The sequence below is a fragment of the Escherichia sp. WS1152 genome (assembly GCF_046487665.1).
GTDB classification, from domain to species: domain Bacteria; phylum Pseudomonadota; class Gammaproteobacteria; order Enterobacterales; family Enterobacteriaceae; genus Escherichia; species Escherichia coli.
Window position 1 is genome coordinate 20,320 of sequence record NZ_JBJQJA010000013.1, and the last position, 26,757, is coordinate 47,076.

43 protein-coding genes and 1 tRNA gene are annotated in these 26,757 nt (G+C 48.2%); 16 read left to right on the plus strand and 28 right to left on the minus strand.

Annotated elements, in window-relative coordinates; genetic code table 11:
- Nucleotides 1-8: 8 nt before the first annotated feature.
- From ACJHW7_RS18230 to ACJHW7_RS18250, 5 genes are read right to left on the minus strand one after another with little or no spacing between them, the layout of a single operon-like run.
- Entirely contained in the window at nucleotides 9-1,328 is a 1,320-nt protein-coding gene (locus ACJHW7_RS18230; protein ID WP_072847864.1) for a S49 family peptidase, read from the minus strand.
- The gene (locus ACJHW7_RS18235) at nucleotides 1,309-2,910 is read right to left on the minus strand and encodes a phage portal protein (protein ID WP_072847865.1); all 1,602 of its coding nucleotides are present in this window, start codon (nucleotides 2,908-2,910) and stop codon (nucleotides 1,309-1,311) included. Before ACJHW7_RS18235 ends, ACJHW7_RS18230 begins: the two co-directional genes overlap by 20 nt.
- Nucleotides 2,907-3,113, minus strand: a complete 207-nt coding sequence (locus ACJHW7_RS18240; RefSeq protein ID WP_000198149.1) for a phage head-tail joining protein — start codon at nucleotides 3,111-3,113, stop codon at nucleotides 2,907-2,909. Before ACJHW7_RS18240 ends, ACJHW7_RS18235 begins: the two co-directional genes overlap by 4 nt.
- Complete coding sequence (locus tag ACJHW7_RS18245; RefSeq protein WP_072847866.1) at nucleotides 3,110-5,035, minus strand: phage terminase large subunit family protein; 1,926 nt, start codon at nucleotides 5,033-5,035, stop codon at nucleotides 3,110-3,112. Before ACJHW7_RS18245 ends, ACJHW7_RS18240 begins: the two co-directional genes overlap by 4 nt.
- Complete coding sequence (locus tag ACJHW7_RS18250; protein ID WP_021541897.1) at nucleotides 5,010-5,555, minus strand: DNA-packaging protein; 546 nt, start codon at nucleotides 5,553-5,555, stop codon at nucleotides 5,010-5,012. The genes ACJHW7_RS18245 and ACJHW7_RS18250 overlap by 26 nt, the downstream gene beginning before the upstream one ends.
- Before the next feature lie 670 nt (nucleotides 5,556-6,225).
- On the opposite strand from ACJHW7_RS18250, the gene iss reads away from it, so the two are divergent.
- Complete coding sequence (iss, locus tag ACJHW7_RS18255; protein WP_000738421.1) at nucleotides 6,226-6,519, plus strand: increased serum survival lipoprotein Iss; 294 nt, start codon at nucleotides 6,226-6,228, stop codon at nucleotides 6,517-6,519.
- A gap of 31 nt (nucleotides 6,520-6,550) precedes the next feature.
- Here the strand turns inward: iss and rzpD are convergent, their stop codons facing one another.
- Genes rzpD through essD form a run of 3 tightly spaced genes read right to left on the minus strand, consistent with a single transcriptional unit; the run spans nucleotide 6,551 to nucleotide 7,721 of the window.
- Nucleotides 6,551-7,012, minus strand: a complete 462-nt coding sequence (gene rzpD / locus ACJHW7_RS18260) for a prophage endopeptidase RzpD (protein WP_001082736.1) — start codon at nucleotides 7,010-7,012, stop codon at nucleotides 6,551-6,553.
- Complete coding sequence (gene rrrD, locus ACJHW7_RS18265; RefSeq protein WP_072847867.1) at nucleotides 7,009-7,506, minus strand: lysozyme RrrD; 498 nt, start codon at nucleotides 7,504-7,506, stop codon at nucleotides 7,009-7,011. Before rrrD ends, rzpD begins: the two co-directional genes overlap by 4 nt.
- The gene (essD, locus tag ACJHW7_RS18270) at nucleotides 7,506-7,721 is read right to left on the minus strand and encodes a phage lysis protein EssD (RefSeq protein WP_000839592.1); all 216 of its coding nucleotides are present in this window, start codon (nucleotides 7,719-7,721) and stop codon (nucleotides 7,506-7,508) included. Before essD ends, rrrD begins: the two co-directional genes overlap by 1 nt.
- A gap of 588 nt (nucleotides 7,722-8,309) precedes the next feature.
- Here essD and ACJHW7_RS18275 point away from each other — a divergent pair.
- Nucleotides 8,310-9,407 carry a porin gene (locus ACJHW7_RS18275; RefSeq protein ID WP_000737283.1) on the plus strand — a complete coding sequence of 366 codons (1,098 nt, stop codon included), beginning with the start codon at nucleotides 8,310-8,312 and terminating at the stop codon, nucleotides 9,405-9,407.
- Nucleotides 9,408-9,596: 189 nt separating this feature from the next.
- Here the strand turns inward: ACJHW7_RS18275 and quuD are convergent, their stop codons facing one another.
- From quuD to ACJHW7_RS18360, 17 genes are all read right to left on the minus strand, one after another.
- Nucleotides 9,597-9,980, minus strand: a complete 384-nt coding sequence (gene quuD, locus ACJHW7_RS18280; RefSeq protein WP_001204780.1) for an antitermination protein QuuD — start codon at nucleotides 9,978-9,980, stop codon at nucleotides 9,597-9,599.
- Nucleotides 9,981-10,065: 85 nt separating this feature from the next.
- Nucleotides 10,066-10,206 (minus strand): YlcG family protein, encoded by a 141-nt coding sequence (locus ACJHW7_RS18285; RefSeq protein WP_000971055.1) that lies wholly within the window; start codon nucleotides 10,204-10,206, stop codon nucleotides 10,066-10,068.
- Complete coding sequence (rusA, locus tag ACJHW7_RS18290) at nucleotides 10,203-10,565, minus strand: crossover junction endodeoxyribonuclease RusA (protein ID WP_001099712.1); 363 nt, start codon at nucleotides 10,563-10,565, stop codon at nucleotides 10,203-10,205. Before rusA ends, ACJHW7_RS18285 begins: the two co-directional genes overlap by 4 nt.
- A complete protein-coding gene (locus ACJHW7_RS18295) occupies nucleotides 10,562-10,852 on the minus strand; it encodes a DUF1364 domain-containing protein (protein ID WP_000774504.1) in 291 nt (96 codons plus the stop codon). The genes rusA and ACJHW7_RS18295 overlap by 4 nt, the downstream gene beginning before the upstream one ends.
- Nucleotides 10,845-11,015 carry a NinE family protein gene (locus ACJHW7_RS18300; RefSeq protein WP_000224914.1) on the minus strand — a complete coding sequence of 57 codons (171 nt, stop codon included), beginning with the start codon at nucleotides 11,013-11,015 and terminating at the stop codon, nucleotides 10,845-10,847. Before ACJHW7_RS18300 ends, ACJHW7_RS18295 begins: the two co-directional genes overlap by 8 nt.
- Entirely contained in the window at nucleotides 11,015-11,470 is a 456-nt protein-coding gene (gene ybcN, locus ACJHW7_RS18305) for a DNA base-flipping protein YbcN (RefSeq protein WP_001053027.1), read from the minus strand. The genes ACJHW7_RS18300 and ybcN overlap by 1 nt, the downstream gene beginning before the upstream one ends.
- Nucleotides 11,467-11,568, minus strand: coding sequence for a hypothetical protein (locus ACJHW7_RS18310; protein WP_072847868.1), 102 nt, complete (start codon nucleotides 11,566-11,568; stop codon nucleotides 11,467-11,469). Before ACJHW7_RS18310 ends, ybcN begins: the two co-directional genes overlap by 4 nt.
- Before the next feature lie 94 nt (nucleotides 11,569-11,662).
- Nucleotides 11,663-12,445: a hypothetical protein gene (locus tag ACJHW7_RS18315; RefSeq protein ID WP_001348590.1), complete on the minus strand. Its 783-nt coding sequence runs from the start codon at nucleotides 12,443-12,445 to the stop codon at nucleotides 11,663-11,665.
- Nucleotides 12,446-12,619: 174 nt separating this feature from the next.
- Nucleotides 12,620-12,943, minus strand: coding sequence for a P22AR C-terminal domain-containing protein (locus ACJHW7_RS18320; protein WP_072847869.1), 324 nt, complete (start codon nucleotides 12,941-12,943; stop codon nucleotides 12,620-12,622).
- Between the two features lie 111 nt (nucleotides 12,944-13,054).
- On the minus strand, nucleotides 13,055-14,581 hold the full coding sequence (locus tag ACJHW7_RS18325) for a recombinase family protein (protein ID WP_016248610.1): 1,527 nt from the start codon (nucleotides 14,579-14,581) through the stop codon (nucleotides 13,055-13,057).
- Between the two features lie 57 nt (nucleotides 14,582-14,638).
- Nucleotides 14,639-14,761 (minus strand): hypothetical protein, encoded by a 123-nt coding sequence (locus ACJHW7_RS18330; RefSeq protein ID WP_032240663.1) that lies wholly within the window; start codon nucleotides 14,759-14,761, stop codon nucleotides 14,639-14,641.
- 64 nt (nucleotides 14,762-14,825) lie between these two features.
- Complete coding sequence (gene emrE, locus ACJHW7_RS18335; RefSeq protein ID WP_001070446.1) at nucleotides 14,826-15,158, minus strand: multidrug efflux SMR transporter EmrE; 333 nt, start codon at nucleotides 15,156-15,158, stop codon at nucleotides 14,826-14,828.
- Between the two features lie 67 nt (nucleotides 15,159-15,225).
- The gene (locus ACJHW7_RS18340) at nucleotides 15,226-15,528 is read right to left on the minus strand and encodes a protein ren (RefSeq protein ID WP_000145915.1); all 303 of its coding nucleotides are present in this window, start codon (nucleotides 15,526-15,528) and stop codon (nucleotides 15,226-15,228) included.
- The gene (locus tag ACJHW7_RS18345; protein WP_072847870.1) at nucleotides 15,525-16,226 is read right to left on the minus strand and encodes a replication protein P; all 702 of its coding nucleotides are present in this window, start codon (nucleotides 16,224-16,226) and stop codon (nucleotides 15,525-15,527) included. Before ACJHW7_RS18345 ends, ACJHW7_RS18340 begins: the two co-directional genes overlap by 4 nt.
- The gene (locus ACJHW7_RS18350) at nucleotides 16,223-17,242 is read right to left on the minus strand and encodes a replication protein (protein ID WP_077251437.1); all 1,020 of its coding nucleotides are present in this window, start codon (nucleotides 17,240-17,242) and stop codon (nucleotides 16,223-16,225) included. Before ACJHW7_RS18350 ends, ACJHW7_RS18345 begins: the two co-directional genes overlap by 4 nt.
- Entirely contained in the window at nucleotides 17,239-17,778 is a 540-nt protein-coding gene (locus tag ACJHW7_RS18355; protein WP_072847871.1) for a toxin YdaT domain-containing protein, read from the minus strand. The genes ACJHW7_RS18350 and ACJHW7_RS18355 overlap by 4 nt, the downstream gene beginning before the upstream one ends.
- An 81-nt stretch (nucleotides 17,779-17,859) precedes the next feature.
- Nucleotides 17,860-18,090 (minus strand): transcriptional regulator, encoded by a 231-nt coding sequence (locus ACJHW7_RS18360; protein WP_001067459.1) that lies wholly within the window; start codon nucleotides 18,088-18,090, stop codon nucleotides 17,860-17,862.
- 104 nt (nucleotides 18,091-18,194) lie between these two features.
- On the opposite strand from ACJHW7_RS18360, the gene ACJHW7_RS18365 reads away from it, so the two are divergent.
- The 4 genes from ACJHW7_RS18365 to ACJHW7_RS18380 all read left to right on the plus strand — a co-directional run bounded on the left by ACJHW7_RS18365 (nucleotide 18,195) and on the right by ACJHW7_RS18380 (nucleotide 20,442).
- Nucleotides 18,195-18,884: a helix-turn-helix transcriptional regulator gene (locus ACJHW7_RS18365; RefSeq protein WP_000858975.1), complete on the plus strand. Its 690-nt coding sequence runs from the start codon at nucleotides 18,195-18,197 to the stop codon at nucleotides 18,882-18,884.
- A gap of 82 nt (nucleotides 18,885-18,966) precedes the next feature.
- On the plus strand, nucleotides 18,967-19,230 hold the full coding sequence (locus ACJHW7_RS18370) for a hypothetical protein (protein WP_000066829.1): 264 nt from the start codon (nucleotides 18,967-18,969) through the stop codon (nucleotides 19,228-19,230).
- Between the two features lie 12 nt (nucleotides 19,231-19,242).
- Nucleotides 19,243-19,686, plus strand: coding sequence for a hypothetical protein (locus ACJHW7_RS18375; RefSeq protein ID WP_012565042.1), 444 nt, complete (start codon nucleotides 19,243-19,245; stop codon nucleotides 19,684-19,686).
- Nucleotides 19,687-20,235: 549 nt separating this feature from the next.
- Complete coding sequence (locus tag ACJHW7_RS18380; RefSeq protein WP_000233584.1) at nucleotides 20,236-20,442, plus strand: hypothetical protein; 207 nt, start codon at nucleotides 20,236-20,238, stop codon at nucleotides 20,440-20,442.
- A gap of 4 nt (nucleotides 20,443-20,446) precedes the next feature.
- Here ACJHW7_RS18380 and ACJHW7_RS18385 read toward each other — a convergent pair whose 3' ends face one another.
- Nucleotides 20,447-20,752, minus strand: coding sequence for a hypothetical protein (locus ACJHW7_RS18385; protein WP_000904075.1), 306 nt, complete (start codon nucleotides 20,750-20,752; stop codon nucleotides 20,447-20,449).
- A gap of 138 nt (nucleotides 20,753-20,890) precedes the next feature.
- Between ACJHW7_RS18385 and ACJHW7_RS18390 the strand changes: the two genes are divergently transcribed.
- From ACJHW7_RS18390 to ACJHW7_RS18435, 10 genes are all read left to right on the plus strand, one after another.
- A complete protein-coding gene (locus ACJHW7_RS18390; RefSeq protein WP_000995439.1) occupies nucleotides 20,891-21,187 on the plus strand; it encodes a host-nuclease inhibitor Gam family protein in 297 nt (98 codons plus the stop codon).
- Between the two features lie 5 nt (nucleotides 21,188-21,192).
- Nucleotides 21,193-21,978 (plus strand): phage recombination protein Bet, encoded by a 786-nt coding sequence (bet, locus tag ACJHW7_RS18395; protein WP_000100847.1) that lies wholly within the window; start codon nucleotides 21,193-21,195, stop codon nucleotides 21,976-21,978.
- Entirely contained in the window at nucleotides 21,975-22,655 is a 681-nt protein-coding gene (locus tag ACJHW7_RS18400; RefSeq protein ID WP_000611716.1) for a lambda exonuclease family protein, read from the plus strand. The genes bet and ACJHW7_RS18400 overlap by 4 nt, the downstream gene beginning before the upstream one ends.
- Nucleotides 22,652-22,834 (plus strand): DUF1317 domain-containing protein, encoded by a 183-nt coding sequence (locus ACJHW7_RS18405; RefSeq protein ID WP_032270895.1) that lies wholly within the window; start codon nucleotides 22,652-22,654, stop codon nucleotides 22,832-22,834. The genes ACJHW7_RS18400 and ACJHW7_RS18405 overlap by 4 nt, the downstream gene beginning before the upstream one ends.
- Nucleotides 22,807-22,998 carry a DUF1382 family protein gene (locus ACJHW7_RS18410; protein ID WP_000548537.1) on the plus strand — a complete coding sequence of 64 codons (192 nt, stop codon included), beginning with the start codon at nucleotides 22,807-22,809 and terminating at the stop codon, nucleotides 22,996-22,998. The genes ACJHW7_RS18405 and ACJHW7_RS18410 overlap by 28 nt, the downstream gene beginning before the upstream one ends.
- Nucleotides 22,999-23,074: 76 nt before the next feature.
- Complete coding sequence (locus ACJHW7_RS18415) at nucleotides 23,075-23,290, plus strand: hypothetical protein (RefSeq protein WP_000188870.1); 216 nt, start codon at nucleotides 23,075-23,077, stop codon at nucleotides 23,288-23,290.
- A gap of 98 nt (nucleotides 23,291-23,388) precedes the next feature.
- Nucleotides 23,389-23,607 (plus strand): TraR/DksA family transcriptional regulator, encoded by a 219-nt coding sequence (locus ACJHW7_RS18420; RefSeq protein ID WP_000763368.1) that lies wholly within the window; start codon nucleotides 23,389-23,391, stop codon nucleotides 23,605-23,607.
- 47 nt (nucleotides 23,608-23,654) lie between these two features.
- The gene (locus tag ACJHW7_RS18425) at nucleotides 23,655-23,933 is read left to right on the plus strand and encodes a DUF4222 domain-containing protein (RefSeq protein ID WP_000488420.1); all 279 of its coding nucleotides are present in this window, start codon (nucleotides 23,655-23,657) and stop codon (nucleotides 23,931-23,933) included.
- Complete coding sequence (locus tag ACJHW7_RS18430) at nucleotides 23,905-24,255, plus strand: helix-turn-helix domain-containing protein (RefSeq protein ID WP_000446903.1); 351 nt, start codon at nucleotides 23,905-23,907, stop codon at nucleotides 24,253-24,255. The genes ACJHW7_RS18425 and ACJHW7_RS18430 overlap by 29 nt, the downstream gene beginning before the upstream one ends.
- The gene (locus tag ACJHW7_RS18435) at nucleotides 24,177-25,295 is read left to right on the plus strand and encodes a tyrosine-type recombinase/integrase (RefSeq protein WP_241685417.1); all 1,119 of its coding nucleotides are present in this window, start codon (nucleotides 24,177-24,179) and stop codon (nucleotides 25,293-25,295) included. The genes ACJHW7_RS18430 and ACJHW7_RS18435 overlap by 79 nt, the downstream gene beginning before the upstream one ends.
- A gap of 14 nt (nucleotides 25,296-25,309) precedes the next feature.
- On the opposite strand, the gene ACJHW7_RS18440 is transcribed toward ACJHW7_RS18435, so the two are convergent.
- Both ACJHW7_RS18440 and proA read right to left on the minus strand, forming a co-directional pair.
- Nucleotides 25,310-25,385: transfer RNA gene (locus tag ACJHW7_RS18440), tRNA-Thr, on the minus strand.
- A 114-nt stretch (nucleotides 25,386-25,499) separates the two neighbouring features.
- A complete protein-coding gene (gene proA, locus ACJHW7_RS18445; RefSeq protein ID WP_000893267.1) occupies nucleotides 25,500-26,753 on the minus strand; it encodes a glutamate-5-semialdehyde dehydrogenase in 1,254 nt (417 codons plus the stop codon).
- Nucleotides 26,754-26,757: the final 4 nt, after the last annotated feature.

The following is a 26,757-nucleotide window of genomic DNA, read 5'->3' on the forward strand; positions in this document are numbered from 1 at the left end:
AACATCCCTTACACTGGTGTGTTCAGCAAATCGTTAACGGCATCAGATGCCGGGTTACCTGCAGCCAGCGGTGCCGGTGCCCCCTGCATCAGACGATCCAGCGCAGTGTCACTGCGCGCCTGTGCACTCTGTGGTGCTGCGGCCAGAATGCGGCGGGCCGTTTTCACGGTCATACCGGGGGTTTCTGCCAGCACGCGTGCCTGTTCTTCGCGTCCGTGAGCCTCCTCACAGTTGAGGATCCCCATAATGCGGCTGTTTTCTGCCGCAACCGCAGCGGTGATCTGCGCGTTCACGTCCGGCTGCGCCGCGCTGGCGTTTTCGCCCTCCGTCGCTGGCACCACGTCAGTAACGTCAGTCTGCGAAGCAGTGGCTGAAACAGTTGTTGATTGAGTCTCTTTGGTCATTCGCCCTCCTGAGAGACGGGATTTACGCGCATCCAGTGCATCACGCATGACGGTGATCGCATCGGTGCTGTTAACAAGTTCATCAGCCAGTCCGGCATCAATGGCCTCCTGACCGCTGTACACTGCAGCCTCGGTATCCAGCACAGCCTGCACAGACAGGCCGGTATATGCCGACACCTTCTGCGCAAACATCTGGCGGGTTGCGTCCATCCGGGACTGCAGTGTCTCCCGGACGTCATCCGGAAGATGGCTGTAGGGATTGCCATCCACCTTATGGCTGCCGCTGTAAATCAGCGTGATTTCCACACCCTGTTTCTCCAGGGCAGCACCGTAATTACTGTGAGCCATCATGACGCCGATGGAGCCTGTCCGGGCGGTCTGCGTGACCAGACGCCGGGAGGCGGCACTGGCAAGCAGCTGACCTGCACTGCAGTTCATGTCGTTGGCCAGCGCCCATACCGGTTTTATGTCACGCACACGGGCGATGATGTCAGCGCAGTCAAATGCCCCCGCCACCATTCCGCCTGGCGTGTCCATATCGAGCAGAATGCCGTCCACCATCGGATCGCTGGCAGCCTGTTGCAGACGGGCGATAATGCCGTTGTAACCGGTCATCCCCGAGTACGGCTGCAGCGCCCGCGTCCGGCTGACCAGCGTGCCGGACACCGGCAGCACGGCGATGCCGTTCATGACCTGATAACTGCGGGCCTGTCGTGGTCCGTCATCATCACCGGATAATGCCAGCGTCGCGAGTGCCTCCTGGGCAGTCAGGCTGTCGCCGGACACCGCATCCGTCAGGCGGCTGATCCCAAGCTGGCCTGCAAGCGCACAAAAGAAAACCCGCGCATAGGCGGGTTCAAGCATCAGCGGCTCATTAAAGGCCATGCTGGCAATATGCGGGAGATTACGCAGCTCTGCTGTCACTCTTCTCCTCCTCTGTTGATTGTCGCAGCCCGGATTCAAATGCCGCAGCCGCCCAGGCGGGCGGTTTAAGACCGGCTGCACGGCGCTCCATCGTTTCACGGACCTGCTGGGCAAAAATTTCCTGATAGTCGTCACCGCGTTTTGCGCACTCTTTCTCGTAGGTACTCAGTCCGGCTTCTATCAGCATCACCGCTTCCTGTACTTCTTTCAGACCATCGATGGCCATACGACCGGAGCCTATCCAGTCGCAGTTCCCCCAGGCACTTCGGGCTTCCTGAAAACTGAAGCGAGCTTTTGAAGGTAACGTCACCACGCGGCGAGCGATGGCCTCTTCCAGCCAGCACAGAAACATCTGGCTCGCCTGACGGGATGCGACGAATTTTCGCCGCCCCATAAAGTACGCCCACGACTCGTTCGCACTGGCCCGTGCCGTGGAGTAGCTCATCTGGGCGTAATTCCGGGAAAGCTGCTCATACGAGACACCCAGCCCGGCAGCGATATACCGCAACAGTGACTGCTCAAACACGGAGTAGCCGTTATCCGTGTCCTGAGCCGTCTGCAGGTTCAGTGAGTCCCCCGGCATCAGGTGCGGCACTTTTGCGCCTCCCAGCCGGACCGGTGCTGCGGCGTAATACGCGGCAATTTCACCAATCCAGCCGGTCAGCCTGTCCCGCTGCTCCTTACTGTTCGCGCCAAGAATAAAATCCATCGCTGACTGCGTATCCAGCTCACTCTCGATGGTGGCGGCATACATCGCCTTCACAATGGCGCTCTGCAGCTGCGTGTTCTGCAGCGTGTCGAGCATCTTCATCTGCTCCATCACGCTGTAAAACACATTTGCACCGCGGGTCTGCCCGTCCTCCACGGGTTCAAAGACGTGAATGAACGAAGCACGACCGCCCGGTAACTCACGGGGTATCCATGTCCATTTCTGCGGCATCCAGCCAGGATAGCCGTCCTCACTGACGTAATATCCCAGCGCCGCACCGCTGTCATTAATCTGCACACCGGCACGGCAGTTCCGGCTGTCGCCGGTATTGTTCGGGTTGCTGATGCGCTTCGGGCTGACCATCCGGAACTGTGTCCGGAAAAGCCGCGACGAACTGGTATCCCAGGTGGCCTGAACGAACAGTTCACCGTTAAAGGCGTGCATGGCCACACCTTCCCGAATCATCATGGTAAACGTGCGTTTTCGCTCAACGTCAATGCAGCAGCAGTCATCCTCGGCAAACTCTTTCCATGCCGCTTCAACCTCGCGGGAAAAGGCACGGGCGTCTTCCTCCCCGATGCCCAGATAGCGCCAGTTTGGGCGATGACTGAGCCGGAAAAAAGACCCGACGATATGATCCTGATGCAGCTGGATGGCGTTGGCAGCATAGCCGTTATTGCGTACCAGATCGTCTGCGCGGGCATTGCCACGGGTAAAGTTGGGCAGCAGGGCTGCATCCACACTTTCACCCGGTGGGTTCCACGCCCGCAACTGCCCACCAAATCCGCTGCCACCGCCGTGATAACCGGCATATTCACGCAGCGATGTCATGCCGTCCGGTCCCAGAAGGGTGGGAATGGTGGGCGTTTTCATACATAAAATCCTGCAGGTCCCCTGCGTCGCTGTGTCATGCCGGTCTGCACCTCCAGCTCCGCAATGTATTTTTTCAGGTCAGACACGGAAGTGGCCGTAAACTCCACTCGCCGTCCGTCTTTCTGTACCGTTGCCACCCGTTTACCTGTCATCAGGTCATGCAGTGCCGCACGGGCAGCGGCAAGTTCTTCCTGTCGCGTCATTCATCCTCTCCGGATAAGGCACGGGCGTAATCTGCCAGTGTTTTCTTGTTGGTTGCTGCACCATCCTCTTCCTGCAGGCTCGCCAGCAGTGCACTGAGATCCAGCTGCCAGCGGGAAATACTGATGCGCAGCGCCGCCAGCGCATAAACGAAGCAGTCGAGCGCCTCATTGCGTCGCTTTTTGCTGTCCCACAGTATTTTTTTCCTGCCATCCACCCATTTTTCGACCTGCTCTTCAGCAGTCAGCTGCTGCGCTTCGGTCAGATCAAAAATATCCGGGTTATTCGGGAAGTGAACGGCACCGGGAAGCGGTTCATCCCCTTCCGGCGTCAGTGTGAAGCGGTTATAAATCTGCTCTTTCGCGGTATCCGTACCGATTTCGGTAAGGTAAACCCCGTTTTTGTTTCGCTTACGTGGCATGCTGGCCACCGGCTTTCCGTAGACGGATGCCCCTTTAATGGGGATCACCCGGAACAGCCCATGTTTTTTCGAGCGTTCATACACGATGGTCGGGTCAATCCCGCCAATATCCCAGCAGATACGGGATACCGACATTTCTGCACCATTCCGGCGGGTATAGGTTTTATTGATGGCCTCATCCACACGCAGCAGCGTCTGTTCATCGTCGTGGCGGCCCATAATAATCTGCCGGTCAATCAGCCAGCTTTCCTCACCCGGCCCCCATCCCCATACGCGCATTTCGTAGCGATCCAGCTGGGAGTCGATACCGGCCGTCAGGTAAGCCACACGGTCAGGAACGGGCGCTGAATAATGCTCTTTCCGCTCTGCCATCACTTCAGCATCCGGACGTTCACCGATTTTCGCTTCCCATGTCTCACCGAGCGTGGTGTTCACGAAGGTTTTACGTTTTCCCGTATCTCCTTTCGTTTTCATCCAGTCTTTGACAATCTGCACCCAGGTGGTGAACGGGCTGTACGCCGTCCAGATGTGAAAGGTCACGCTGTCCGGCGGCTCAATCTCTTCACCGGATGACGAAAACCAGAGAATGCCATCACGGGTCCAGATCCCGGTCTTTTCGCAGATATAACGGGCATCAGTGAAGTCCAGCTCCTGCTGGCGGATGACGCAGGCATTATGTTCGCAGAGATAAAACACGCTGGAGGGATCATCCGGCGTCCATTTGAGGCCAAACGGCGTCTCTTTATCGCCAAATTTAAGGTACTGCACCTCCCCGCAGTGCGGGCAGGCAACATGAAAACGCATAAAATGCGGGGATTCACTGGCTGCACGCTCAATCTGACAGGTGCCTCTCACTTTGGGCGTGGAGCCACGGATGGACTTTGGCCAGACCGAGCCTTCAATACGCTTGTCACCCAGGAACGTCGGAGAGCCTTCCTGTTCAATATCATCATCAAAGGCAGCAAGTTCATCATAACCCGCCACATCCACCGACTTTTCACGGTAGTTTTTTGCAGCTTTACCGCCCAGGCACCAGAAACCACGCCCATTGGTGAAACGCTTCATGGTGAGCGTGTTATCCCGGTGCTTTTTGCCATACCACGGGGCCAGCGCCAGCAGCGACGGAATATCGCGGATGGTCGGCTCAACGTGGGTTTTCATAAAGTTCTCGGCATCACCATCCGTCGGCAACCAGATAAGGGTGTTGCGCTGCTTATGCTCTATGAAGTAGGCATAAACACCCAACAGCATTTTGGAATAACCGACACGGGCAGACTTCACCACATTCACCTCGCGGATGTAGTCGCTGCCCATCGCATTCATGATGGCCCGCTGAAAGGGCAGTGTTTCCCAGCGCCCTTCCTGATATGCGGATTCTTTCGGGAGATAGTAATTGGCATCCGCCCATTCAACGGCGGTCTGTGGCTCCGGCCTGAACAGTGAGCGAAGCCCGGCGCGGACAAAATGCCGCAGCCTGTTAACCTGACTGTTCGATATATTCACTCAGCAACCCCGGTATCAGTTCATCCAGCGCGGCTGCTTTGTTCATGGCTTTGATGATATCCCGTTTCAGGAAATCAACATGTCGGTTTTCCAGTTCCGGAAAACGCCGCTGCACCGACAGGGGGATCCCGTCGAGAATACTGGCAATTTCACCTGCGATCCGCGACAGCACGAAAGTACAGAATGCAGTTTCCACCACTTCAGCGGAGTCTCTGGCATTTTTCAGCTCCTGTGCGTCGGCCTGCGCACGCGTAAGTCGATGGCGTTCGTACTCAATAGTCCCTGGCTGGAGATCTGCCTCGCTGGCCTGTCGCAGTTCTTCAACCTCCCGGCGCAGCTTTTCGTTCTCAATTTCAGCATCCCTTTCGGCATACCATTTTATGACGTCGGCAGAGTCATAAAGCACCTCATTACCCTTCCCACCGCCTCGCAGAACGGGCATTCCCTGCTCCTGCCAGTTCTGAATAGTACGGATACTCGCGCCGAAAATGTCAGCCAGCTGCTTTTTGTTGACTTCCATTGCTCATTCCACGGACAAAAACAGAGAAAGGAAACGACAGAGGCCAAAAAGCTCGTTTTCAGCACCTGTCGTTTCCTTTCTTTTCAGGGGGTATTTTAAATAAAAACATTAAGTTACGACGAAGAAGAACGGAAATGCCTTAAACCGGAAAATTTTCATAAATAGCGAAAACCCGCGAGGTCGCCGCCCCGTAACCTGTCGGATCGCCGGAAAGGACCCGTTGGCCGTTCTGGTCTACTTCGTAATGGGATTTAATAGCTGAACGACAAAAGTCTTGAGACCACAGTCACACAGACCTGAATACACGTCCTGTTTCTTCCACCCCCGCACAGGACTGGCGAGCATGAGGGACACCCCCGCGAACCATAAACGCGGTAAAAACCCGGTGTGCATCGTTTTTGATTATTCCCGCACACTCACGCAGAAGGAATTCCCCGTCGGGCTACGGTCATGGTTAATGCGGGAATACGGCGACGATACAGCGCTGCTAAAAGGGTAATGAACAGATAGAGCGGTTTATTTCATTCCACAGGATTCTGAGTGCCCCCCCCCCCTCCTCCAATAGGCTGAGCATCCACCTATATAGTTTTAATTTTCATCAATCCATTTAACTATCGTTTAATTGTTGTCACATAGGATTCTGCCGTTTTTAACAATGCAGGATAATAAGATGAAAAAAATGTTGTTTTCTGCCGCTCTGGCAATGCTTATTACAGGATGTGCTCAACAGACGTTTACTGTTGGAAACAAACCGACAGCAGTAACACCAAAGGAAACCATCACCCATCATTTCTTCGTTTCGGGAATTGGACAGGAGAAAACTGTTGATGCAGCCAAAATTTGTGGCGGCGCAGAAAATGTTGTTAAAACAGAAACCCAGCAAACATTCGTAAATGGATTTCTCGGTTTTATTACTTTAGGCATTTATACTCCGCTGGAAGCGCGTGTGTATTGCTCACAATAATTGCATGAGTTGCCCATCGATATGGGCAGCTCTATCTGCACTGCTCATTAATATACTTCTGGGTTCCTTCCAGTTGTTTTTGCATAGTGATCAGCCTCTCTCTGAGGGTGAAATAATCCTGTTCAGCGGTGTCTGCCAGTCGGGGGGAGGCTGCATTATCCACGCCGGAGGCGGTGGTGGCTTCACGCACTGACTGACAGACTGCTTTGATGTGCAACCGACGACGACCAGCGGCAACATCATCACGCAGAGCATCATTTTCAGCTTTCGCATCAGCTAACTCCTTCGTGTATTTTGCATCGAGCGCAGCAACATCACGCTGACGCATCTGCATGTCAGTAATTGCCGCGTTCGCCAGCTTCAGTTCTTTGGCATTTTTGTCGCGCTGGGCTTTGTAGGTAATGGCGTTATCACGGTAATGATTAACAGCCCATGACAGGCAGACGATGATGCAGATAACCAGAGCGGAGATAATCGCGGTTACTCTGTTCATTGCTGACCCCACAAACAGATTTCACGCTCAATCTCACGACGAGTCATGAGACCTTTCCATTGCTTACCGCCAGCATATGTCCAGCGACGTAGCTGATCACATGCGCCTTTGATATCGCCCTGGTTTATTTTGCGAAGAAGCGTCGATGTTCTGAAATTGCCAGCACCCACGTTGTAAACGAATGAGTAAAGAGCGCCGCGCGTTGTTTCCGATATATCGACTTCGATGTACGGGTTAATTTGTCTGGCGACAGTGGCAAGGTCTTTATTCAAGAGTGCTTTGCATTCTGCTTTGGTATACGTTTTACCGAGCATGATGTCTTTTCCTGTATGCCCGTGACATACGGTCCATACACCAACAATATCTTTGTATGGTATGTAGCTGACACCTTCCAGACCATCGTTACCACTTGGGCCAGTGATTAACACTGATGCTATAGCAATTGCTCCGCCACCAATAGCAGCAGCAACGGCTTTTCGTAATGATGGAGGCATTATTCACCTCTCGCAGCCTTGCGCTTATCTTCTTTAATCTTGAAATAAAGGTTTGTCAGGTACGTCAGCAGGCCAAATACCAGGCTACCCAGCACACCTATTGCTGCCCACTGTGAGGGCGTGATTTTATCGAGCAGCTGTAAAAACCAGTAACCGGCACTACCTGCTGAGGTGCCATAGGCGACACCCGTTGTTAACTTATCCATGGATTTCATAACCCCACCTCGCAGACAAAGCGGGTGTAAATTGAGGGAATACAACGTATCGCAAAAAAGCAGAAACGTAACAGACTCGGAGTCAGTGAATAACTCAGGTATTGAGTTATCAGCTAATATCGAGACTCAAAAAATGGAAAAACCAGCTCGACGGCGGGTTTAAGCTGTGTGACGAAGTAACCACTCTTAACAGCATAACCAATTTTTTACGTACGTAAACCACTGAATGATATTTATGAGAATGCTACCGAGTGTTCAAAACACCACCACAAATACATAAGAAAACCTCAACAAATAACCAATAAATAATTTCCGGCGTTATTTTTAGTTGATTTAAATTAAACCACCGAATTATAGAACCCCCATAAATAACAGCCATTAATATAAATTAGCTAATAGGTTTATTTTTGTTCAAATAAGAGCCATAAATAGGTTTCGATAGAAAAAGTTCAGATAAAAATAGAGATCTACCTCACAAATTAAATGAGAAACTAAAACTTACATCTTGAAATAATCACATTGATTAGATGAATATTTATCGCGCAGTGACATCATTTTTTAATAATAGTTCAAAAAAAAGGGCTCACGATGAAAAAATTAACAGTGGCAATTTCTGCTGTAGCTGCATCAGTACTGATGGCGATGTCTGCTCAGGCAGCTGAAATTTATAATAAAGACAGTAACAAGCTGGATCTGTACGGGAAAGTTAATGCCAAGCACTACTTTTCCTCTAACGATGCAGATGATGGTGATACTACTTATGTTCGTCTTGGCTTCAAAGGCGAAACCCAAATCAACGATCAGCTGACTGGTTTCGGTCAGTGGGAATATGAATTCAAAGGCAACCGCGCTGAATCTCAAGGTTCCTCCAAAGACAAAACCCGTCTTGCATTTGCAGGCCTGAAATTCGGTGACTACGGCTCAATCGATTACGGCCGTAACTACGGTGTAGCATACGACATCGGTGCGTGGACTGACGTTCTGCCAGAATTCGGTGGCGATACCTGGACCCAAACAGATGTGTTCATGACTGGTCGCACCACTGGTGTTGCAACCTATCGTAACAACGACTTCTTTGGTCTGGTTGATGGTCTGAACTTTGCTGCTCAGTACCAAGGCAAAAACGATCGTAGCGATTTCGATAACTACACCGAAGGTAACGGTGATGGCTTCGGTTTCTCTGCTACCTATGAATACGAAGGGTTCGGTATCGGTGCAACTTATGCGAAATCTGATCGTACCGACACTCAAGTTAATGCAGGGAAAGTTCTTCCTGAAGTATTTGCTTCCGGTAAAAATGCAGAAGTTTGGGCCGCAGGTCTGAAATATGACGCTAACAACATTTACCTGGCCACTACCTATTCTGAAACCCAGAATATGACTGTATTTGCTGATCACTTCGTTGCTAATAAAGCTCAAAACTTCGAAGCTGTTGCACAATATCAGTTCGATTTCGGTCTGCGTCCGTCCGTTGCTTACCTGCAATCTAAAGGTAAGGATCTTGGAGTATGGGGCGATCAGGACTTAGTCAAATATGTTGATGTAGGTGCAACCTATTACTTCAACAAAAATATGTCTACTTTCGTTGATTACAAAATCAACCTGCTTGACAAAAATGACTTCACTAAAGCACTCGGTGTAAGCACTGATGACATCGTTGCTGTAGGTCTGGTTTACCAGTTCTAATCTGATTACGAAAAAGATATGTTGCGGGAGGCTTTGCCTCCCCAACATATAAGTGGCTCCCTCAAGCCACTTCCTTTAGGAGCACAACCTTGCTTCTAACTATATAAACCTTCTGTTATATATTACCCTTTATTTTTGGGGGCGTTGCAACGCCCCATTTTTAATAATTTTTAGTAAACAATTGGCATATTAATTAGAGTTATTAACAACGATATCCATCTCTAACCGGATATCTAATGCCATTAACATCCCTTCAATTATGCCCTCAGCCTTCTGTAACCTTTTCCCGATATAACCATCAGAGCAGCAATGCTTACCTGCCAGTGACATGAATGTCATACCGACTACATAATAATCTACTAATAAATCGTGCAAATCGCTGTTGTTCTTTTTCAGACGGGCCATGCACCCGCAAATGATCATCGCGTCATCGTCACAACATTGCGGGCGAGATTTTACTTTTGAAGGAATTAATCCCTTAAAACCGGCGGCAATGGACGACCAGGTCACATCTTCATGATTATTAGCCGCCCACGCTCCCCAACGCTCAAGAACCATCTGAATATCACGCATCAACTTACTCCACAAAAATCAGACCAGAACGCCAATTACAAGCAAAAATCAACAAAACAGTATTAGTTGATTGTTATCTCTGACTTCATACTCCTGCTCCTGTCAGGGTTTTGGCGTAATTCTTCAGTATTCGGTAATCGGTCAAAACAGAACCGGGGAAACGATATAAGCGCAGACGCCCCCAGCGGTGGCGAAGAAGTTCTGCCATATTAAACTCAAACATCATTCATTCCCCATTTCGGTGATGGTCAGTTCCAGCCTCCCACCTTTGGTAACAGGCATCTTCACAACGCGGTAATCAACGACCTGAGCATCATCCAGCCAGAAACCTGCTTTAGTGAGTGCGTCAAAAGCGGCTTTTTGCAGATTATCCAGGTCACGGCGACGGCGATCCGGCATGTGGCACTCAATGCGGATTTTCACAGGCATAGCCAGGCCGATATCCAGCATTGCGTTTTTAATGATTCGGGCGACGTTATCGCGGTATGCCTGCCCCTCTGCACTGACGTGCGTGCGCCCGCGATTATGGCGGTAATAGCGATTATTGCTCGGAGGCCAGGGTAATGTGATGCTGTAGGTATTCACGCCTTAATAACCCCCTCTTTCAGCCAGATAACCTGTGTTCTCGCCATACCTTCCAGCGCGCATTCTTTTGCATATGCAGCATCGACAAAATGTGTGCGGCGGTCGATTTCGTCGTGGCAGGCAGAACATGCAATGGTGGCAATCAGGTCTGGCGGTTTGGTACCGGTGCCGCACAATCCAGTCAGCCGGATATGTGCCAGTACAGACGTTTCAGGGTTGCCATTACATACGCCAGGGATTCTTACCTGGCATTCCCGACTACGCGCTGCTTTTCTCAAATCAGCCATGATTCCTCCTTGCTGCCAGTCGCAACCATTTTTTATCAACCAGGCTGGCGGTATATCCGAGCAGTGTTGGTATTTCGGAAGGCTTCAGCTCCGGTTTACGCTTACGACGATTTGGTACTCTGTAGATGTGTCCGTTCATGACACGAATAAGCGGTGTAGCCATTACGCCTCCTGTTTGTCGCGGAGCTGCTGGAACTCGCAGCTCTGCGGAATAGTCAGGTGGCAGCCAATATTCATCGCCCAGGCTTCAACCTTACACAGGAAGACATACATCTCTCCGGTATCAAGATCGGAGGTATGGCGTAACGACTGGATAGTGGTGATATCACCGGTTACGACATCAACCAGGTCTTTGGTTTCATAACCGAGATATGTGTGTTTGAGAGCATCTTTTACCCAAGCTGGAGTGGCGAACGTTTTACCCTTGCTGATGAGGTATTCACTGATTTCGCTGTACCACATGTGGCTGAGTGCATTCTGGGAAAGACTGCGTCTCTCGCGCCACGGTTTAAGCACCATGCGAAAGCATTTGCCGTCCTCCAGATAAGGCTGGATCTGCCGACCGATAGCGGTGAAGTTACCGCGATGCAATTTGATACCATCTTGTGGGAGGTTCACGCTTCACCTCCGCAGAGATCAAACGCTGGATGCAAAATATCGCAGTTGCATTTCTGCATCTGTGAATGGAGAAGAGAGGTTGGATTGTATGTGCGCATAAACGTCCCCGTTTAGCGCAGAAGTCACCGGAGGAGTTCAAACTCCGGTGACTTAATTATGGCAAGTTGATTGTTGAAAATCAATTTAGTGGATTTAGGCGCAATACAAAGGATCATTAGCAGCTCTAATACCGCCCTGAATCGCAAGCCCTGTATGGCAATTTGACATTGAGCATGATTGCCATCTGTGCAAGGGACCTCCATTAATCGAAACTTCCAGCAGATCTTTATCTCCTTTCATCCTGACCCCTTCATACAACATATCAAGACGCTCAACAATCAATCCTGTTGGAGGTTCCATTTTTAGAACGAGGGCAAACTCTCCTGGCCCACGTCGTATTGTTATACGCGGGCCGGTACACTCCACATCCCAATTGTCTGATTTAGCTTTCCATTCATTTTCATCTATCAGTAAAGTCTCCTTACCAATAGAATTACAGAAAATTCCTGATAAAAGCATCGGTCCATGTGGTATGGGTGAAGGTTTCACAGAAAGAATGGGTTGTTCGTTGACTACAATCAAATTTTGACAGTTATGAAACGTCACTCCTGCAAATTTTACTGTTATAGGCTCATTATGAAAATCAAACATTTCATTTGCAAAACCAGCCTGTAAGCACTTGGGATTTCTGTCAGCTATTTCCACTGTCTGTGCTGAAAGTCTACCACGAGCTCTTTTTTGATTGCATTGGGAGCAAAGAAGTGTCATTCCATTCGGATCATGTACTTTGGCATCAACGAAGTCAGGTTTAAAATGCTCATAATCATAAAATCCAAATCCACAAATTACACAGCCAAAGCCGCACCTTTGCCTTATCTGACGTTTTATTGTCTCAGGTATTCTTCTTGAGAGCCCGTGTTTATTAATATTGTCCATATGGTTAGTACGCTATAAGTTTGTTTCTATAATTTTACCACAATAGATAAGTTTGTATCAGAAATCGCTATATGGAGTGAGCGGAATATTTATATTATTCATGCAATTGCTCTCCCGTACGCAGCCCGCACTTCCGTCATCGCAGAATGACGGAAGCCTTACTAACTAGCGCCTTTATTGAAACAGATTCTGAGGTAAATGCGGCAATACTCGACTCCACTTATCATCCTGCCACGGCTGAAGTTTTACATGTGCCGTTTCTCGGACGAGGATTGCTCGCGCTCTGTTGAGTATCTGGGGATATTCTTGCTCGATGGAAGTGAAGTGACCAGTTTCACCATGCTCCGCATCCTGAAGAAGATGAGTAACGTTCTGGTAGGCAATTAACATCACATTCCCTGCTCGCCATAACCAGGCGAGTGTGCAAAGTTCGTTATCAGTGAATTGTTTTGTGATTGGGGATTGTTGAACTGCTAGAACGAGAACGCCAGCATCCATTGGCAGTCCCTATAGTAAAACCATAGCTCAGGACGCTTCGTTCAGGATAGATAATTTTATTGTACTTACCTAACTTTCTTACTATAGCACGGTTGAAAAAGTGATTATTACTCAAAAATAAACCTCACCATCAACCATATATTTGAGAGTACTTATCGCCTGCTGGGCGGATATTGTTTTCATTAAAGGATAGTGTTTAAAAACAATGCCATTCATAAAATAGATATCACAGGTTTTATTATCTGTATTGATTATGATTTTTTCGAATGTTTTATAGGCAAGTGTACGACATAGCTCTCGCCCATTTTTACTGGTTAAGTCAATAGCATGAAAATCACCAAGTGAGCTCACCGCTTTACTCTTCAAAGTTTTTAATGATACAGAAGCCCTTCGTAATTCCTTATCTAATACTCTGATTTTTTCTGCTATAGCGGTAACTTCAGGCGCAACAGATAATGCAGCAATTAAATTATTAATTTTCATATGGAGCTCAATAATTTTCAACTCTAAAGTTTCATTAGCATCTTTCTTGTTTTCAACTGGTTGGATTTTACTACAATTAAAAAGCAACTCATTAATGATATTATAATCAACCAAATCTCTCTTTATTGATGGCCTGCCACATCGATGCAGTCTTCTCATCGGACAAACATAATAGCCATGCAAACTTCCAGATACCGCATGAACAATCATGGTATTACCACAAGCCTCGCACTTCATAACTGTTCGAAGTAGATTTATCAACATAGGATTTTTGCTACTATTGCTAATACCAAAAGGTGCCAACCGAATTTCCTGCACAGCGTAAAACAAATCATCTGATATGACTCTGGGATAATAGCCAGCGATTTCACTTATTCCTTTACCTCTTGCACGATATGAAGGTACGCATATACCTATCAGAGCTTTATTCGCTAATAATTTTTCAATTACAGAAGGCCCCCATGCACTTTCTTTTCCTGAGAAATTTTTTACAGCATGATCATTTAAATACTTGGCTATTGCATTCAATGATCGCCTTTCCATCCTGAGTTTAAAAATTAGCTCAATCGTTTTCACCCTGTCGGGGTCTGGAATAAAAGCTGTTCTTTTGTCATCCAATGAGAGCCATCTCGGACAAGACGCCGTCATAATCGTGCCTGACTCCAGTGCATCCTGCCGTTTTTTCTTCCATGATAATTTAACCCGACTTGACTTTATCTCGCTTTCTTCATTTGCCCTTTGTGCTATAAGTATGGCTTTTATTAATGAATATGGATCATTCAAAGAGTCAATATTATAGACTGTATTATCGCAAAGAGTTATAACATCAATACCGTGATTCAAAATCAATTTCAGACGCTCAATCGCTTCACCGACTTTTTCTCTTGAAAGTCTGTCCAGACTTTCAACTAGCAATGTAGTTCCTGGCAATATATAACCATGCTCTATAGCATCTAAAAATTCCGAAAAAGCTCCTGATTGTGCATGCTTTCCTTTGAATGCACTTAATCCTAAATCTTCATATGTTATGGTATCAAGATAATAATCACTATTTACCTTTAACCATTCAGCAATAAGTCTTCTCTGTCGGTTTAATGAGTCGCCAGACATCTGACCTGGTGATGAAAATCGCATATATGCTATGGCTTTTTTCATGGTGACACCTGCTAACGTATGCTTTTATAAACCTTAGTGGTGAGATATAATTTTTGTTTAATTTTTATTTAAAAAGACAATTACTATCACATTCTTTTGAATATACAACAATAATCGTATTGCAATTTGCTTACGCAATAATCTTGAAGGCACAAAAGAATACACAAAAACTAAAAACATTAACAAAAGCGGCCCATGTAAAGATATGAACCGCCATATTTCAGTCTTTTAAAAGAAATTATTTTTAATGTGGTGTGCTTCGTGACAATAAATTAATAACCAACACACCGGCACAAATCAACATCATGCCTATAACGGCTGGCAGGTCCAGCCGTTGGCCGAAAAACCCCCATGATAGTAAGCTAATCAGGACAATACCGACTCCTGACCAGATAGCATAAGCAATCCCTGTAGGAATATAAGCCAGCGTCTGAGCTAATAACCAGAATGATGCACAATAACAAATAATTGTACCAACAGATGGCCATAACCGTGTAAAACCTTCTGAAAACTTCATTAAGGTTGTACCAATGACCTCTGCAAGTATTGCACCACCAAGATAAATATAAGGGTTCATAACATATTCTTTCCTGTTCAAACTGGAGAGAATTGTACTACAGTTTGAAATCAACTCACCTGTTTCATCATTGTGTACCCATTGATGTTCTTTTATATACCCTCAATACGCGTTTCATCGCGGCACTCTGGCGACACTCCTTAAAAATCAGATTCGTGCTCACCTTTCCTTCCCGTTCTTCTCTGGTAGCGAACCGGTAATACACCGTTCGCCAGACCTTACCATCAACGACCAGGATTCCTGCCCGCGCCATTTTAGCCGCAGCCTGATTTATGCTGGTTACGGTTGCGCCTGTTACCGCGGCAACGTCCTGTGCACAGAAGCTCTTATGCGTCCCCAGGTAATGAATAATTGCCTCTTTGCCCGTCATACACTTGCTCCTTTCAGTCCGAACTTAGCTTTAATTTCTGCGATCTTCGCCAGAGCCTGTGCACGATTTAGAGGTCTACCGCCCATAACAGGAAGTTGTTTTACTGGTTCAGGTATCGTCTCACCACGGTTAATTCGCGCTGTCATACAGGTCAGTTCATCGGCAGCCTTGCGCCGTAATTCCGCGTCAGTCAGCGCATTGGCTCGCATGTTCTGGTACAGGTTGGTAACCAGCCAGTAGTGCGCGTTTGATTTCCACGGATAAGACTCTGCATCCGGATACAGCCCGCGCTTCCGGCAATACTCGTAAACCATATCAACCAGCTCGCTGGCGTTTGGCAGCCCGGCGGTAACGGATGCTTCTTCCCGGCACCAGGCGACAAACTGCCCGGGTGATGGCAGGAATGGTCGATTCTGCCGACGGGCTACGCGCATTCCTGCGTTAACCTGTTCCATTGTGGTGATCCCGTTTTCCCGGAAAGCCAGAACCCACTGGCGGCGGATTTCGTTCAGTTCATTCTGGTCACGGTTAGCCAGGCTCGCCGGGAAAGTTGCCAGTAACTGGCTGAACACACCGTTGATGATCTGCGCTACCTGCTGTACCTGTGGCTTTTCGTCGTACTGTTCCGGCATGTTGTTGGCGATCCGACGCATCTGCTCACAGTCAAAGTTAACCATTTGTGCGGCGATGTTTTTCATAAATCCACCCCATAAATCCAGTCAGTGTTTGTCAGGTCCAGTTTTGATTTTCCGGCTGTCACTCCAGCCTGTTGCTTGTTACGGTTGATTTCGAGTTGGGTCCACTTGTCACGGAGTTTGGCCGGACTTAGCACGTTACCGGACCAGAAGTTGTCCTGGCATGCCCAGCGGAACAGCACGCACATGTCGCGGTGGTTACGTCCGTCACGTTCACGCATCAGGCGGATATCGTTAGCCCACCCTGCAAAATTCGGTTTTCTGGCTGATGGCGCTATGGTCTTCACCATGTCAAACATCCACTCTGCGGCGGTCAGGTCTTCTGCTGTCCCCCACTTGCTGCCGCTCTGAATCGCAGCATCCGGTTTCACCACAGGAAGGTCGTTTTCTGGCTGGTCAGAGTATTCGCCAGAATTCTCGGACGAATAAGGTTTTATATTGTCTTTTGTTAGTTTGTCTTTTGTGTTTACCTGATTCGGGTAAGTGCCTTTACCTGATTTGGGTAAACTTTTCTTACCTGATTCAGGTAAATTTACCTCTTTCAGGTAAACTTTATTTTTCTTACCTGATTCGGGTAATGTTGACCATTCACTGACCACATTATTAATGCCGATATTCCGCCCGCTCTGAATAAAAATCCCACGCTTTACCAGAACACTTTTTGCAGCAGAACACTTGTGCGGCAATATCCCGGTCAACTCGGAAAGTTGCTCGTTGCTCACCCAATCCAGTTTTTTATTAAAGCCATATGTTTTGCGCATGACAGCCAGGAAGACCAGAAGCTGGTGCTGTGTTAATCCGGCCAGCATCACAGCTTCCAGCAACTCATTTGCAATGCGCGTATAACCATCATCGAGATCTGCCACGCGCCGCTCCTTTTGTGCCTCATCCGGCACTGGAAAATTGAATATCTCAGCAGTGTTTGCCATAATTCCTTCCGCAATGAGTGCGTTACGATTTGCACCTGAAAGTCGGCTCTGTTCCCGCAGACCGGCTTTCGCCATTTCTGAACCTGTCATATTGCCCCCAGCATGGTGGTAACCATCGCCATTAATGGACCAGCCAGATCCGGGTCCACACGAAACATCGACACAATACCTTCACTAATTTCCTTCAGTTTCTGGTGGCGTGGTGCGTTGAGAATGACCGCCTGCTTTGCCTCACTGAGTTCCTTATCCATTTCAGCCAACCGAGCCATGAAGCTATCCTGCTCAACCAGGTGGCCGCGATATTCCAGCGGTAGTACCGCCAGAATTGCCGGGGTCAGTTCACGCACGTTATTTCGGTATTTTTCAGAATCGAATTTGTTATCGAGGAAGCGGAACAACTTCTGGCGTGCACGGCTGACATCATCAGGGAAATCGATGGTGCCGCCGCCCTGCTCCCGATACTCATTCACAATGAGTGCGGCAACAACATCCTGATTATCTGCAGCCGACCAGGCGCGAACGGCATCACGGATTTTTTCGTGGCCTGGCGCCTGTTTTGTTTGAGAACGATTTATCACCGCAGTCGGGGTAAATCCGCTAGTCTGTTGGTATGTAATTGGTTGCATAATTGATTCCTTTAGTTTGAATTGACTGTTAATCAGTCTGTTAAGTTGATTGCTTATTGTTAAAGAGCGTGAAATGGAAATTTAAGCTGCGTTCTTTTCGGTGTGTGGAAACAACTTCGGAAGATCCGGGCGAATCTGGTATGCCTTCACAACTCCACCAGTAGCCGTAACAATGCTGCCGACATGTTCAGGGGATACCTTTGCTTTGTTGTGAAGCCACTTATAGACGGCCTGCTGTGAAACTTCGCAGGCATCGCCCAGTTTCTTTTGTGAACCAACTATATTGATCGCTGTTTTGATTGCTGGGTTCATAACAACCTCCGTGGTTAATCTGAATCAAGATTAAAACTATGGTTGTTTTTAGTCAACAACCATTTTCGTTTGATGGAATAAAACCTTGGTTGTACATTTGGTCTATGAAAACAACACTCTCAGAAAGACTTAAAGAAGCCAGATTAGCGCGAGGCCTTACACAAAAGGCACTTGGGGATTTGGTTGGGGTTAGCCAGGCTGCTATTCAGAAAATCGAAACAGGGAAAGCTAACCAAACAACTAAAATCGTGGAGATCGCGAACGCTTTGGGTGTGCGCGCAGAATGGTTATCTTCTGGCGTTGGAAATATGTCAGACAGTACAGTGCAACCAATACAATCAACTGTCAGCCATTCCAAATACTTCAAGATTGACGTTCTTGATATAGAAGTCAGTGCTGGGCCGGGAGTCATCAACCGTGAGTTTGTAGAAGTCCTACGCTCGGTTGAGTACTCGTTTGACGATGCTCGTCACATGTTCGATGGCAGGAAGGCGGAAAATATCCGCATCATTAACGTGCGTGGTGACAGCATGTCAGGAACGATCGAACCAGGTGATCTGCTGTTCGTTGATATCACGGTTAAATCTTTCGACGGTGATGGCATCTATGCGTTTCTGTACGACGACACCGCCCATGTAAAGCGCCTGCAAATGATGAAGGATAAGCTACTGGTTATCTCTGATAACAAGAGCTACTCACCGTGGGACCCGATCGAGAAAGACGAGATGAACCGGGTATTCATATTCGGTAAGGTTATTGGGAGCATGCCGCAGACGTACAGAAAACACGGATAATCAGCCGCGTGTTGATGAGGCTTTTGGGTAATACGCTGAAGAAAATACCTTATAAAAAATAACATTACGGGAAAGGCAAAAAATGAGTAATAAAACACTTGTTAAAAAATCAAATAACTGTGTCGATGCATACGCCGACGCGTTTGGCTACTCTTCGTTTGGTGACGGCTCTCAGCGCCTAGGTTCAATTTCTTTTTTTCATAATGTAACTGAATGGCCTGTTGATGAAAGTGACGATGTTGAGAACATAAAGTACAACATTGCAACCATTAGAATGCCCGAAGAATTGATGCTTAAATTGGCTGACTTCATTCGCGACCAGCATGACAAAGCTAAAACAAACTAATCGTAATTAATTATGAAACACGATTATTACGAAGCTCCAAACCTAAATGATAAAATTGCAAAGGCGGCAGAATCATTTTGTTTGCACTCCAGTGCGTCTTCCCAGCTAGCAGGTATATCTGGAAAAAGATGGGACATGCTACAATCAAGTGGTAGCAGTGGGTCTGGGAGTGATAACATGCCTGAAAAAGTTGCAAAACTGGAGTCCGATGTTGCTCATATCAAACGAGACGTTGATGAACTTAAAACAGACGTTAAAGCTATCGACAAAAATATGATAACTATTCTTGCACGTCTGGACTCTATAAAAGAATCCTTAACAAACAAGCCATCAAGTGATGCTGTCGATAGAAAGATTTCAGACGCAAAGCTTGCGGTATTGCTTGGTGTTCCAGCAATCATCGCTGCAGGAACAGGACTTTATAAGCTATCAATGTACTTTTTCTTTAGTGCTTAAGAAAATGCTCGCACCCTTGCATTAGGTAAAGCGATTTTTCATTCCCCATTACCCTCGCTCTTAACCAATCATCTAAACCCGGCCACCGTGCCGGGTTTTCTTTTGCCCTCCCCTCATCACACACCGTTCAAAAAACCACCACAACCTCCCTTCAGTTATCGCTATGCGATTCAAGTCACAAAATAAATCCATCCTAAATACAACCAGTTATATCTAAAAAAACCAATAAAACAACTTTTGTTGTTGACGATAAAACAACTATAGTTTTAAATGAGTTCATCGCAACAACACAACGATACGGCAACCACCTGATTCGCCGTTGCGATGACCGCTTAGATCCGCAGCTTGAATTTCAGCAGGCTCCGGGGAGTGCGAGGGGTGAAGCGGACGCGTGAACGTCGGTGTGACCAGCTGAAATCAACTCAACACTTCATACCTCAGTCGCTTCAACGAGGCGGCTTAGTTATGACAACCGGCGGCCATCCACCGCCTGAATACGCGCAGAAGTCTCTATATGTTCAGCAGCCCAGCTTACGGGCAGGAGTTTTTATGGTTCATCAACATTACGGAACTCAGACCGTTAATCGCGGTGCCGTCCGGCCAGGTATGCTGGTTAAACACAAAGATGGTACCTGGACGGCATCAGCTAATTTGCGCGGTCGGCTTTACTTGCATCGCGGCATCGAACGAACGTACACAAAAGATTTGCTCGTGGAGGTTTACCTGAATGGTACTGGCGGTGGTCTGAGCCACTAACTACTCACTTGTTTGGGCCGTGTGGAGCCAAAGCAAATTCAAGGTTGTAGATACTCCCATCAGGGGCTTTGAAATCAACCTCAAACCGAGATGGCGGATTGAATGGATCGAGTACATTTTCTGCTACGCATGTAGATCTCCAATTGATATGGCCTTTGCCAAGCGAGCGAGATTCCCACCAAGCTCTCCAGGTCTGGTCTTGCGGTTGATCACTCCCCTTTTCCCTTACATACCAATGATTCTTTTTCGACTGCTTACCCATTTCTGCGGTTGGGTACATCGGAGAAGACTTTAACTTATCAATCAGCATTCTAGACACCTTATTTATCAGATTTTGAGCAAGACATAGTGTGATCCAACATTTTGATTAATCAAGCGAGTTCATTCAAACAACTATGCAGTTAACGCACTGTCTGGATCCGCACATCAAAATTTCAGGAGTTTATCCATGAACGCTTATTACATTCAGGATCGTCTTGAGGCTCAGAGCTGGGCGCGTCACTACCAGCAGATCGCCCGTGAAGAGAAAGAGGCAGAACTGGCAGACGACATGGAAAAAGGCCTGCCCCAGCACCTGTTTGAATCGCTATGCATCGATCATTTGCAACGCCACGGGGCCAGCAAAAAAGCCATTACCCGTGCGTTTGATGACGATGTTGAGTTTCAGGAGCGCATGGCAGAACACATCCGGTACATGGTTGAAACCATTGCTCACCACCAGGTTGATATTGATTCAGAGGTATAAAACGGATGAGTACAGCACTCGCAACGCTGGCTGGGAAGCTGGCTGAACGTGTCGGCATGGATTCTGTCGACCCACAGGAACTGATCACCACTCTTCGCCAGACGGCATTTAAAGGTGATGCCAGCGATGCGCAGTTCATCGCATTGTTGATCGTCGCCAACCAGTACGGCCTTAATCCGTGGACGAAAGAAATTTACGCCTTCCCTGATAAGCAGAACGGCATCGTTCCGGTGGTGGGCGTTGATGGCTGGTCCCGCATCATCAATGAAAACCAGCAGTTTGATGGCATGGACTTTGAGCAGGACAATGAATCCTGTACATGCCGGATTTACCGCAAGGACCGTAATCATCCGATCTGCGTTACCGAATGGATGGATGAATGCCGCCGCGAACCATTCAAAACTCGCGAAGGCAGAGAAATCACGGGGCCGTGGCAGTCGCATCCCAAACGGATGTTACGGCATAAAGCCATGATTCAGTGTGCCCGTCTGGCCTTCGGATTTGCTGGTATCTATGACAAGGATGAAGCCGAGCGCATTGTCGAAAATACTGCATACACTGCAGAACGTCAGCCAGAACGCGACATCACTCCGGTTAACGATGAAACCATGCAGGAGATTAACACTCTGCTGATCGCCCTGGATAAAACATGGGATGACGACTTATTGCCGCTCTGTTCCCAGATATTTCGCCGCGACATTCGCGCATCGTCAGAACTGACACAGGCCGAAGCAGTGAAAGCTCTTGGATTCCTGAAACAGAAAGCCACTGAGCAGAAGGTAGCAGCATGATACCGGACATTATCCTGCAGCGTACCGGGATCGACGTGAGAGCTGTCGAACAGGGGGATGATGCATGGCACAAATTACGGCTCGGCGTCATCACCGCTTCAGAAGTTCACAACGTGATAGCAAAGCCCCGCTCAGGAAAGAAGTGGCCTGACATGAAAATGTCCTACTTCCACACCCTGCTGGCTGAGGTTTGCACCGGTGTGGCTCCGGAAGTTAATGCTAAGGCGCTGGCCTGGGGAAAACAGTACGAGAACGACGCCAGAACCCTGTTTGAATTCACTTCCGGCGTGAATATTACTGAATCCCCGATCATCTATCGCGACGAAAGTATGCGCACCGCCTGCTCTCCCGATGGTTTATGCAGTGACGGCAACGGCCTTGAACTGAAATGCCCGTTTACCTCCCGGGATTTCATGAAATTCCGGCTCGGTGGTTTCGAGGCAATAAAATCGGCTTACATGGCCCAGGTGCAGTACAGCATGTGGGTGACGCGAAAAGATGCCTGGTACTTTGCCAACTATGACCCGCGCATGAAGCGTGAAGGCCTGCATTATGTCGTGATTGAGCGGAATGAAAAGTACATGGCGAGTTTTGACGAGATGGTGCCGGAGTTCATCGAAAAAATGGACGAGGCACTGGCTGAAATTGGTTTTGTATTTGGGGAGCAATGGCGATGACGCATCCTCACGATAATATCCGGGTAGGCGCGATCATTTTCGTCTACTCCGTTACAAAGCGAGGCTGGGTATTTCCCGGCCTTTCTGTTATCAGAAATCCACTGAAAGCACAGCGGCTGGCTGAGAAGATAAATAATAAACGGGAGGCGGTATGCACAAAGCATCTCCTGTTGAGTTAAGAACGAGTATTGAGATGGCACATAGCCTTGCTCAAATTGGAGTCAGGTTTGTGCCAATACCAGTAGAAACAGACGAAGAATTTCATACGTTAGCCACATCCCTTTCACAAAAGCTGGAAATGATGGTGGCGAAAGCAGAAGCAGATGAGAGAGACCAGGTATGACAACCACTGAATGCATTTTTCTGGCAGCGGGCTTCATATTCTGTGTGCTTATGCTTGCCGGCATGGGGCTTGTTCAATGACACCTCAGCAAGAAAACGCCCTTCGCAGCATTGCCCGTCAGGCTAATTCTGAAATCAAAAAAGCCAGACAGCAGTTTCCGGATAAAAACGTCGATGACATTTGCCGTAGCGTACTAAAGAAGCACCGCGAAACGGTAACGCTGATGGGATTCACACCGACTCATTTAAGCCTGGCGATCGGCATGTTGAACGGCGTCTTTAAGGAACGATGAACATGAAAAGCAAAATCATCAGGGAGCTACAGGCTCCTTTTTTATTATTCGCATTTACCCTCAAGCGTATTAACCAACAATTCAGGGATTAATGAAAGATGGCAGACATCATTGATTCAGCATCAGAAATCGAAGAATTACAGCGCAATACAGCAATAAAAATGCGTCGTCTGAACCACCAGGCTATATCTGCCACTCATTGTTGTAAGTGTGGCGATCCCATAGATGAACGAAGACGCCTGGCCGTTCAGGGTTGTCGGACTTGTGCAAGTTGCCAGGAGGAGATCGAACTTAAGAACAAACAATGGGGATTGTGATGACCTCAAAGGAGCAAATTTCAACATCGTCCAACTGAGGTGTAAAAATGTTCAGAATCATTTTGCCTAACACCTGGTACGTCGACCACCACGGCACTCCCTGCAAAATCCTGCGTTCTACCCACAACAAAGTTCACTACATCCGAAAAGGCAGAACATGTATCGCCAGCATGTTCCGCTTTAATCATGACTTTGAACCTGTGAATAAAGCTGATGCAGATCGGATAGCAGTAGAGATCGAAACGGCAGAACACATTAAGAAGTTACGTGACATGCGTTCAAAAAGCAGAGGTAACCATGGAATCATACAGCCTCACACTCGATGAGGCCTGTCAGTTTCTTAAGATATCCAGACCAACCGCCACCAACTGGATACGAACAGGCCGCCTACAGGCAACACGCAAAGACCCCACTAAACCAAAATCTCCTTACCTCACAACGCGACAAGCCTGCATTGCGGCGCTTCAGTCTCCGCTGCATACTATCAAGGTGAGCGCGGGTGATGGCATAACAGAGGAAAGAAAATGTCACTCTTCCGCAGAAGTGAAATATGGTACGCCAGTTTCACATTGCCGAACGGTAAAAGATTTAAACAGTCTCTTGGAACAAAGGACAAAAGGCAGGCGACAGAGCTCCATGACAAGCTAAAGGCTGAAGCATGGCGGGTCAGCAAACTTGGTGAAATACCTGATATGACGTTTGAGGAAGCGTGTGTCAGGTGGCTCGAAGAGAAAGCACATAAGAAATCACTGGACGATGACAAAAGCCGGATCGGATTCTGGCTTCAACATTTCGCAGGGATGCAACTAAGAGACATCACTGAATCAAAAATTTATTCAGCGATGCAGAAAATGACGAACCGGCGTCATGAGGAAAACTGGAAACTCAGGGCAGAAGCATGCAGAAAAAAAGGGAAACCTGTTCCAGAATACACGCCAAAACCAGCGTCCGTTGCAACGAAGGCAACGCATCTTTCATTTATAAAGGCCCTGCTAAGAGCCGCAGAGCGTGAATGGAAAATGCTGGATAAAGCACCAATTATTAAAGTGCCTCAACCAAAGAATAAACGGATCCGCTGGCTGGAGCCTCATGAAGCACAAAGGCTGATTGATGAATGTCCGGAGCCATTAAAGTCTGTTGTTGAATTTGCACTGGCAACAGGCTTAAGACGCTCGAACATCATCAACCTTGAATGGCAACAAATAGACATGCAGCGCCGGGTGGCATGGATAAACCCGGAAGAGAGTAAATCAAACCGCGCAATTGGCGTTGCGCTGAATGATACTGCATGTCGCGTATTGAAAAAACAAATCGGGAATCATCACCGTTGGGTATTTGTGTACAAGGAAAGCTGTACCAAACCAGACGGAACGAAAGCGCCAACGGTCAGGAAGATGCGGTATGACGCAAACACAGCCTGGAAAGCGGCGCTGAGACGAGCAGGTATTGATGATTTCAGATTTCACGACTTGAGACACACTTGGGCAAGTTGGCTGGTTCAAGCCGGAGTCCCGTTGTCAGTGTTACAGGAAATGGGAGGCTGGGAGTCTATCGAAATGGTTCGTCGATATGCTCACCTCGCACCTGATCACCTTACCGAACACGCACGGCAAATAGACTCGATTCTGAACCCATTGGTCCCAAATTTGTCCCAGTCAAAAAATAAGGAAGGCACTAATGATGTGTAACTCATTGATTTATATGGTGCCGATAATAGGAGTCGAACCTACGACCTTCGCATTACGAATGCGCTGCTCTACCAACTGAGCTATATCGGCCCTGAAAGGACATGTTCACGAACGTGAATCACGGTGGACAAGGTTAAAACTAACCGGGCGATGCGTCAATGGCCTTGTGAATCAAACGGCTACTTTTGCATCACCCGGTTTTATTTACGCACGAATGGTGTAATCACCAATGCCGATCCACTTGTAAGTGGTCAGTGCTTCCAGCCCCATTGGGCCACGCGCGTGGAGTTTTTGTGTGCTTACCGCCACTTCCGCACCCAGTCCAAACTGGCCGCCGTCGGTAAAACGCGTAGAGGCGTTAACGTAAACAGCGGACGAATCCACTTCGTTAACAAAACGCTGGGCGTTGCGCATATCGCGGGTCAGGATCGCATCGGAGTGTTGTGTGCCGTGTTCACGAATATGGGCGATGGCATCGTCAAGATCGCTGACGATTTTGACGTTCAAATCTAATGACAGAAACTCATCGTCATACTCTTCAGCTTTAACCGCCACCACCTTCGCAGGGCCTGCCTGCAACTGTGTCAGCGCAGCTGCATCTGCGTGTAATGTCACGCCGCTTTCCGCCATTTGTTTGCTTAATGCGGGCAGGAAGCTATCGGCGATGTTTTTATTCACCAGCAACGTTTCTACCGTATTACATGTGCTCGGACGCTGAGTTTTCGCGTTGACGATCACTTTTAATGCTTCAGCGATCTCTGCACTTTCATCAACGTAAATATGGCATACGCCTATACCACCAGTGATCACCGGGATCGTCGACTGTTCACGGCACAGTTTATGCAAACCAGCGCCACCACGCGGGATCAGCATGTCGATGTATTTATCCATACGCAGCATTTCACTGACCAGCGCACGGTCAGGATTATCAATCGCCTGCACGGCACCCGCCGGTAAGCCACAGGATTTCAGGGCGTCCTGAATCACCGCTACCGTTGCCGCGTTAGTGCGACAGGTTTCTTTGCCACCACGCAGGATCACCGCATTACCGGTTTTCAGGCACAGCGAAGCGACATCAACCGTCACGTTCGGGCGCGCTTCATAAATCACGCCAATAACCCCCAGCGGTACGCGACGACGCTCAAGACGCAGGCCGCTGTCCAGTACGCCGCCATCGATTACCTGCCCCACCGGATCGGCGAGGTTACACACCTGGCGTACATCGTCGGCAATGCCTTTCAGCCGTGCGGGCGTCAGTGCCAGACGGTCAAGCATCGCTTCGCTAAGGCCATTGGCTCGCGCGTCAGCAACATCCTGGGCGTTAGCGTTGAGGATGATTTCGCTTTGTGCTTCCAGTTCATCGGCGATTTTTTCCAGCACGCGATTTTTTTCGCGGCTGGAGAGTTGCGCTAATTTATACGAGGCTTGCTTCGCGGCAATGCCCATTTGTTCCAGCATCAGC